This window comes from Brevibacillus porteri (genome assembly GCF_003013475.1).
Taxonomy (GTDB): Bacteria; Bacillota; Bacilli; order Brevibacillales; family Brevibacillaceae; genus Brevibacillus; species Brevibacillus porteri.
Genome location: NZ_PXZO01000009.1, coordinates 95,850 through 104,484 on the forward strand (window position 1 = coordinate 95,850; position 8,635 = coordinate 104,484).

General features: G+C 47.0%; 8 protein-coding genes. All 8 read left to right on the forward strand.

Going from position 1 to position 8,635, the window contains the following annotated elements:
• The first annotated feature begins 244 nt into the window (after positions 1-244).
• On the forward strand, positions 245-1,426 hold the full coding sequence (fmdA, locus tag C7R92_RS06845; RefSeq protein ID WP_106833669.1) for a formamidase: 1,182 nt from the start codon (positions 245-247) through the stop codon (positions 1,424-1,426).
• Positions 1,427-1,461: 35 nt separating this feature from the next.
• Positions 1,462-1,773: an FmdB family zinc ribbon protein gene (locus C7R92_RS06850; protein WP_069851285.1), complete on the forward strand. Its 312-nt coding sequence runs from the start codon at positions 1,462-1,464 to the stop codon at positions 1,771-1,773.
• Between the two features lie 210 nt (positions 1,774-1,983).
• The gene (locus C7R92_RS06855; RefSeq protein WP_106833670.1) at positions 1,984-3,603 is read left to right on the forward strand and encodes an AraC family transcriptional regulator; all 1,620 of its coding nucleotides are present in this window, start codon (positions 1,984-1,986) and stop codon (positions 3,601-3,603) included.
• 32 nt (positions 3,604-3,635) lie between these two features.
• Positions 3,636-4,229 (forward strand): nitroreductase family protein, encoded by a 594-nt coding sequence (locus C7R92_RS06860; protein WP_069851280.1) that lies wholly within the window; start codon positions 3,636-3,638, stop codon positions 4,227-4,229.
• Positions 4,204-5,241 carry a FecCD family ABC transporter permease gene (locus C7R92_RS06865; protein WP_106833671.1) on the forward strand — a complete coding sequence of 346 codons (1,038 nt, stop codon included), beginning with the start codon at positions 4,204-4,206 and terminating at the stop codon, positions 5,239-5,241. The genes C7R92_RS06860 and C7R92_RS06865 overlap by 26 nt, the downstream gene beginning before the upstream one ends.
• A complete protein-coding gene (locus C7R92_RS06870) occupies positions 5,241-6,266 on the forward strand; it encodes a FecCD family ABC transporter permease (protein ID WP_106833672.1) in 1,026 nt (341 codons plus the stop codon). Before C7R92_RS06865 ends, C7R92_RS06870 begins: the two co-directional genes overlap by 1 nt.
• Before the next feature lie 43 nt (positions 6,267-6,309).
• Positions 6,310-7,311 (forward strand): ABC transporter substrate-binding protein, encoded by a 1,002-nt coding sequence (locus tag C7R92_RS06875; RefSeq protein WP_106833673.1) that lies wholly within the window; start codon positions 6,310-6,312, stop codon positions 7,309-7,311.
• Between the two features lie 652 nt (positions 7,312-7,963).
• Positions 7,964-8,434 (forward strand): DUF6896 domain-containing protein, encoded by a 471-nt coding sequence (locus C7R92_RS06880; RefSeq protein ID WP_106833674.1) that lies wholly within the window; start codon positions 7,964-7,966, stop codon positions 8,432-8,434.
• Positions 8,435-8,635: the final 201 nt, after the last annotated feature.

The following is an 8,635-nucleotide window of genomic DNA, read 5'->3' on the forward strand; positions in this document are numbered from 1 at the left end:
AGGGAAACAAACGACACACAATGACGAAAGCGATACAAGAGATGAGGGACTTTTCCGGTCAAAGACAGATCAACTGCTTGACCTGTTTTGCGACAAGCTCTTTGTAATAAGTATACAGGAGAAAATAGCTAAAAGAATCGGTATCATCAAATTTTTATCGGGACTTGCAAGCATTGGCATGTCATTTGCTTCTTTTTGTGTATGTACGGCATACGCAATTTTGAACAAGTGAGGGGGAAGCAGCATGCCAGAAGTTTTATTTCGAGTTGACTTGAACAAACCGATGGAGGAGCAGGATACACCTGGTCACAACAGATGGCACCCAGACATTCCAGCTACAGTTTCCGTGAATCCAGGAGCTGTTTTCCGCATGGAATGTAAGGACTGGACGGATGGGCAGGTCGCTAACAACGATGACCCTTCCGACATTCGGGATGTCAATCTCAATCGCGTCCATGTGCTGAGTGGACCTGTCTGGGTGAATGGAGTAGAACCAGGCGACCTCTTGGTTGTCGATATTCTCGATATCGGGGCACTCCCCCAATCGGAATGGGGCTTTAATGGGATTTTTGCCAAAGAAAACGGCGGGAGCTTTCTCGTCGATCATTACTCGCAAGCGGCCAAGTCGATCTGGGACTTCCACGGCATTTACACGACCTCTCGCCATTTGCCAGGAGTCAAATTTGCTGGCATTCTTCATCCAGGCTTGATCGGTACGGCACCTTCCCACCAGCTATTGGATCGCTGGAACCGAAGAGAGAGCGACCTCGTAGCGACAAATCCTGAACGAATGCCGCCACTCGCGAATTTGCCGACCCCGCACAGTGCCGTGTTAGGCAGTCTAAAAGGCGCAGAGTTTGATCGGATTGCCAGAGAAGCGGCTCGAACGGTCCCCCCTCGCGAGCATGGCGGAAACTGCGATATTAAAAACTTGTCCAAAGGCACTCGCATCTACTTCCCGGTTTATGTAAATGGAGCGAAGCTGTCCATGGGCGATTTACATTTTTCGCAAGGAGATGGAGAAGTGACCTTCTGCGGCGGAATTGAAATGGCTGGTTGGCTAGATCTTCATGTGGACGTAATCAAGGGCGGGATGGCGAAGTATAACATCGTGAACAACCCTGTATTCAAGCCCGGTCCAGTAGAGCCTCGCTATACGGAATACCTCGTTTTCGAAGGGATTTCCGTCCATGAGACGACAGGGCAGCAGCTGTACATGGATGCGCATGTCGCTTATCGCAATGCCTGCCTGAATGCCATCGAGTATTTGAAAACAGCGATGGGTTTCACGGGGGAGCAGGCGTACATGCTGCTGGGAACGGCACCGGTGGAGGGAAGAATTGCGGGGATCGTCGATATTCCGAACGCGTGCTGCACCTTGTCTATCCCGACAAGTATTTTTGATCGAGATATTATGCCGAAGTAGCCAAGAAAAAGACCGCGAAGAAGGAGCCAAATACGATGCCGAGATACGATTTCATGTGCGAGGAATGTGGTCCATTTGTTCAGTGGTTGAAGATGAGCGAGTTGACAGAGAGCGTTGCTTGCCCCGATTGCCAGCAACCGTCCAAGCGTTTGTATGCTGCACCAGGATTGATCATGACACCGCAAGCGCTGCGCCAACGGATCGAGCGTGGTGTGGAACCGAAAATGGTACGGAAACAATCGCATTCCCATGAAGGAGCAGGGTGTAGCCACAGCCACGGTAGTCAGGCACATCGGGGACATACCCACAGCCGTGGAGGTAAACGCCCTTGGATGGTAGGGCATTAAACGCCCCTTTGCTATTACCGCAGATTAGTGCTTGCGTCATGTGAATCGCTTTAGTGGAAAGAGAAAACGTCGAGTGGTCATCTTGATGATCGTTAGGCGTTTTTTGCTTTTTCTCACTCAAGTGCAATTGCAGTTTTGTCAGGTCTCTCGTACAATTGGTGAGAATTGTTATCAATAGATTGCTACATCATGATGTAAGAGGAGTTAGTTATGGGAAAAACAGACACCTATCGTGATCCGAATGTCATCACTGTAAACGATGTGCAAGTTTTGTCCATTTCAAAAGAATGGAAGCTTGTAGAAGCGAGAGATAGAAGCGAACAATTCATCATTTTGGTAATAGAGGGCAGGGCGTCGTTTCGGTTGGATCAGACAGGAGGGATGCTTAACCAGGGAGATTTCATGGTCATATCTCCAGAGGATATGCAGGAAGGGCTCGCCCTTTTGCCCATTACGGAGAACATCTATGTTTGTTACGTGGCGCTTTTTGCTGCTCATGCCAGAAAAGAAAGGGATGGCTGGCTCATAAACGAAGTGATGCTTCCGATTCAGGGAAAGCACCATATCGAAACAATCTCCTTGATTCACCATCATATCGAACAATTGCATCTGGCATGGCGAAAAGATCACTTCGATCAGCCAACCATGCAAATTCTTTTTTTGAAGCTATGGCAAGCTATTATGGCTGGAGTCACGCTGCAAGAGAAAAAAACAGATCGTCAGCAACTTCTTCAAGGGATCGCTGAACATATGGAGCAACATTGTGAGGAGACTTTTCAGATCGAGGAGATGGCTCGCTACTCAGGAATGACGCCGACCCTTTTCTATCAGCAGTTTAAGGAGTACACCTCGCTCACTCCCTTGCAATTCATCAATCGGAAACGAATGGAGAAGGCCTGTCAGCTTCTGGTGGCGGAGGACGTGATGATTCCTGAGGTAGCTAATGAAGTGGGCTATCGGGATGTGTACTATTTCAGTCGGATGTTTAAAAAGATAGTTGGCGTTCCTCCTTATCGCTTTAAGAAATCGTTACAAAAGAAAATCGCCGTACTCCATCCAGCAATCATCGGTGATCTGCTCGCATTGGGGGTCTCGATCCAACAACTAATCCCTGTTTGGGAAAAGCATCGGCAAAAGAGGCCATACTCCCAGATGGAAGCAGCCACGCTGGAATTTGACTTGTACCGTCTACACCAGATGGAGCCGGATTTGATTGTGGGTACAGATCAGGTTGCACCTTGGTTTGAACAATTGGAAGCCATTGCACCGACCTTGCTCATTCCTTTCAAAACAACGACCTGGCGGGATCATTTGCAGCAGGTAGCTGCCATGCTGGGAATTGCAGAAGTGGCGACGAGTTGGCTCTATTATTATGATCAAAAAGCAGTTGCAGCCCGCGAGCGTATCCGCAAAAAAATTGGGAATGAAACCGTTATGGCAGTGAGGGCTTGGGATGGTGGAGCCCGTATCTTTGGTGCCAGAAGGCGGAAAATTTCCGATATTTTGTACGGAGACCTCCAGGTAAGACCCCCAGTAGGAACCGATCATTTTGCCTTTCTGGATATCGTGAGCCTAGATGAGCTTCATGATTTTCAGGCTGATCATATTCTGCTTTTTGATGAAAGGAAAATTCGAACAGATGTACGCAAGCATCGTTTGAAAGGGAATGTACATCGAGCTGGGGTATATCCTTGGCTGCATTATTCGGCACTGGGCCATGAGCAAGCCATATCAGAGGCGCTCACGCATCTTGCAGAGTCACAGGAATGTACAAAAAAGGAATCAGGTTCTTCAATTTTCTTGCGGCCACAAGTTTGTGATAATAATTGAGAATGAGTATCACTATTGTTGGAGGGAACGAGATGAAGTCACCATTGTATCCGATTGCACAAGCGATCCGTGACCGCAGAACCATAAAGAAATTCAAGCCAGACCCGATTCCACTGGAACTGATTCGTGAGTTGCTGGATGTAGCTATCTGGGCACCTAACCACGGACTGCGCGAGCCTTGGCGATTCGTTCTGTATATGGAGGAAGGCAAGCGGATTGTCGTCGATGCCATTCTTCAAAACGCCATGAAAAAAAGAGATCCGGAATTACTCTTACGCGTCCCGGCTTATCTATTCGTTATCGTAAATGAAGACTCTCGGCAAAGAGAACGGGAAGAGGACTATGCGGCAGCCTGCACCTTGATTCAAAACTTTCAACTGGCGGCGTGGGAGCGGGGACTGGGCGTCGTTTGGAAAACGGAACCGTTCACGTATCAAGCAGGATTTTTGCAAGCGGTAGGGGTACGTGCGGAGGAAAAACTCGTAGGAATGCTTCAGCTTGGCTTTCCGGAGGTCATCCCGGAAGCACGAGCGAGAACGGCTGCAAACGACAAGCTGACCGTGATTCATTCGAACGTTGCTCTGGAGGATAAGAAGGGAAATGTCACTGTCACAGCCGATCACTAAAAATGCTTCGCTTCGAACTAGGCCGTGGATGGCGACCGTGTTGATTGTTGCGGGGATTTGCGCCATCTTGTTCGGACTAGGTTCATCCATTATCACGGGAGTGGCTAACATCTCGTTTTCCACCGTTTGGAACTCGATTTTTCACTATGATTCTAGCAACGAGCATCACGTCATTATTCAAACACTGCGAATGCCCCGTGCCTTGGCAGGAGCGCTGGTAGGAGCAGCTTTTGCCGTAGCGGGAGCCATTATGCAAGGAGTCACGAGAAATCCGATTGCCGATACGGGCTTGATGGGCATTAATGCAGGGGCTGGATTCGTGCTCGTACTCGTTTTTGCTTTTGCACCAGGACTCCCTTTTGAGTCTATTATTCTCTTTTCTTTTATGGGAGCGGGTCTTGGGGTAGGGCTTGTTTATGGATTGGCCTATTTTTCCAAAAACGGTTTGACACCTTTACGACTCGCGTTGGCGGGAGCAGTCGTTAGCTCACTCCTATCAGGTATTAGTCAGGCGATTTCCCTCCTCTTTCAGATCAACTACGATCTGGCATTCTGGTCAGCAGGGGGGATCTCAACAGCGGAGTGGTTTCAAGTATCCGTCATGATGCCATGGATTGTGGGAGGAATCATTATTGCAATGATCCTTTCTCGCTCCATTACGATTTTGAGTCTGGGAGAAGAGATCGCAGCGGGTCTCGGACAAAAGACTAAGCTGGTGAAGGGTTTGGCGGCGGTTGTCGTCATGGTGCTGGCAGGTGCTTCGGTCTCAACGGTCGGCGGTGTTGGGTTTGTCGGTCTCGTTGTCCCACATATCGTCCGTTTTTTGGTGGGAGTTGATTACCGTTGGATTATTCCTTGCTCGGCAGTCATGGGAGGCGTTTTGGTTGTTTTTGCAGACATTGGAGCCAAAATGATAGCGATGCCCTACGAGACACCGCTTGGCGCCATTATCGCTGTTATCGGAGTCCCTTTCTTCCTGTACATGGCCCGTAAGGAAAGGAGGGAGTGGTAGTGGACATCGATCTATTTTCCCAAAAAAGAAAAAGCCGTAGTGTCCGACTGATCCTCCTTTTCGCGGTACTTTTGATTGTCGGGTTTGTCTTGAGTTTGAACACGGGACCGTACAGTATTGGGCCGATCGAGGTGTTGCAGACGTTGCTGGGGGAGGGTTCGAAAAAGCAGAATCTCGTGTTGTTTGAGCTGCGGCTTCCTCGCATGGTGATTGCAGTCATGATTGGGGCTGGGCTGGCTGTATCGGGAGCGATTTTGCAAGGAATCTCTCGCAATGGTCTGTCTGACCCCGGCATTCTTGGAATCAGTTCAGGTGCTGGACTGGCCGTCTTGTTGTTCGTCTCTCTTTATCCTGCGACGAACATGGCTCCGCCTTTTTTGATTCCGTTTCTCGCACTCATCGGTGCCACTGCCACAGCAGCCATTATCTATATGCTTGCATACAAGAAGGGGTACGGCATATCTCCTACTCGTCTCTTGCTTACAGGGATTGCAGTAGGGGCGGGACTTAGTGCCATCAGCATAATTTTGACACTTCAGTTGAATCCGCGAAACCTCGAGTTTGTCGTCACTTGGCAAATGGGATCATTGTGGGGTTCCAATTGGAAGTTCGTGCTGGCACTTATGCCATGGATGGTGATCCTGCTGCCGTACGTGTATCGGAAGGCAAAGGTGCTGAACCTGCTCAGTATGAACGAACAAATTGCAGCAAGTCTGGGTGTATCTCTTCAACGGGAGCGACTGGCCTTGATGGCGGGAGCGGTTGGTCTGGCTGCGTCGAGTGTAGCGACAGGCGGAGGCATAGGGTTTATCGGCTTGCTTGGTCCGCATATCGCGCGCAGATTGGTAGGACCCCAGCATCAATACATGCTGCCCATAACGGCGCTCGTCGGTTCATTGCTCGTATTGGCCGGGGATACGATAGGGCGAAGCATCATACCGGCTACGGAAGTACCAGCGGGTATTGTCATTTCCCTCATTGGGGGGCCTTATTTTCTGTATTTGTTGATCCGGACAAAAGGGTAAGACACGTTTGAAATCAGGAGATGAAAAAAGGAGTTCAATCGATATGAAAAAGAAATTATCAGGTATTCTGTCTGTAATCATAGCCACAGCCGTCGTGGCGGGGTGCGGAGCAGGACAGGTGACTACAGACACAAACGCTAATATTAAAGCGCAAACGGCTAAGGCGGGAGCAGCACAGCCCGATACAAAAGGGACAGGGGAGCCTGTATATCCGAGAACCATCAAGCATGCGATGGGGGAAGTCACACTGGAGAAGAAGCCGGAGCGTGTCGCTTCTGTCGATATCATGGGAACAGATTACTTCCTCGTGCTAGATTTTGCTCCGATTGTATCGGAAGGCTTTGAGTCGACGAAAAGTAAGTCACCCATTTTTGCGAAGTATGCAGAAGGGAAAACGGTGAAGGATTTGGGTGGAAAAACGAATTTGGAGACCTTGTTGGAGATGGACCCAGAGGTTATTGTCATGACAAGCACCGGAAAAGGCTCCAGATATGAGGAATTCAACAAAATGGCTGATTCCATCGTCATTGATTTCTCAGTGGATGCACCCACCCGGCTCATGAAAATAGCTAAAGTGATTGGCAAAGAAGAAAAGGCGAAGCAAGTTTTGGCCGATTTTGATAAGCTGAAAAACGAAGCAAAAGCAGCAGCAGACAAGCATAGAGGAGAAACGGCGCTATTCCTCGTTTCCAATGGTAAGGATTTTACAGTGATGCATCCCAAAAACTTTCCGATTTACTATGAGGAAGTGGGACTAACACCGATAACAGGATTGCCCGAGGATGGCAAGATTGGGGGGCGTATTGGAATTGAGGCGTTGAGTGAGCTCGCTCCTGATCATATCTTTATTGCTGAGAACCGTCGTTCGGCGAAAGCAGAGGAGCCGGAAGGGTTGATTCATATCTGGAAGGATCATCCTGTCTGGAAAAACCTCAAAGCAGTGAAAAACAACCATGTTTACACGATGGATACACTCGCGGGCGATACGTTCTTCCTGGGAGAAATCGCTGGATTGGAAGCCATTAAGAACAATCTCGGAAAATAGAAATTTACTACTGCTCATTCTGAGAATCATTCCATACAAGCGCCTTTTGCTCCAGTGCTTTTGCAAGTGAATCTTTCCCTTTTACTCCTTTTTCAATGAATGGTTTATCGTAAACATATATGTTCCGTAAAAATGAAGCAGGAGAACATGCTGATGAGGGTGCAAAATTTTATCAAAACTCTTTTTCTTTAAAGTACACATAAGGCTTACCACCTTCGATAGTAGTAACACCCGCGAACGATCGGCAGCCTTTGCTCACGAGCAGGATAGCTCAATAATTTTGCGAATACTCTACGTATGGAATTATTTTCGAAGTTCGTGAATAAGACGTTATCAGAAATTTCCTGAATGCATGTTCTTGAAGTAATACTCAGAGATAGTCGGACAACCACTACGCCAGTTTGAAAAGTGAAAAAAGGCACGAAACCCCACATAACACTAAGTTCACAATGCAGGCTTGCAGACCTTGGGACTGGCAGAGTTTTTGGCAAAGGTGCGGATCAAGTTGGATATATCTTTTGTACGTCGGACGTCCTGAATAAAAGAACGTTCTACGAAATTGCAAGGAAGCATATTTGCAGGGTGAGTAGTTAAGAAACGCTTTAAGAAAACTTTAACTGAAAAATATAAATAGCATAGAAGGCGGTAATTTATGAACTCGCTAACTAAAGAAACGGTGGATGAATTATTGGTAGCAATGGACGCTTATAAAGTAATTGCGCAAGAACTCATTGACAAATTAATATTGGAAACGAACCAGCCTGAAAAATCAGAGATAATAAAAGGAAGTTACTACTTACTTTCAAATGCGGAATTACTAAACGTTGAAGAACATTTAACCGGTAATTGGTACTTTGATGTTCATGGAGAGCATTGCATGTTTGAAAACTTAGATACTGGACAAAAACTGGAGGTTTCCCTCGGGAATACAGACGATATTGGAAATGTGGATCCCTACTTTTTTTATGACTTCTTGAAAACAACTGAGAATTTTAAACACTTAATTCAATATTTTGAAAATCCATTTGGTGATATGTTGAATTTTTTTGAAGTATTAGAAAAGCGAAAAATACTTATACATATTCACGGTGTTGAATACAGAAAGATTCTTCAGAATGAATAATAATTTTGGTTCGTGAATAAGAGGCCTGAAATGATGTATCAGTCATCAATAAACGATTTATTGTATTTTGGTGGTATTAAAGGTTTGTGATAACGCTTTAAACTAATGGATACGATAGCTCTCTAACACTTTATTTTCTCTGAACAATATAAGAAGCACTCTACAAGATTAGTAGAGTGCTTTTTTTCAGTGCGCCCAGCA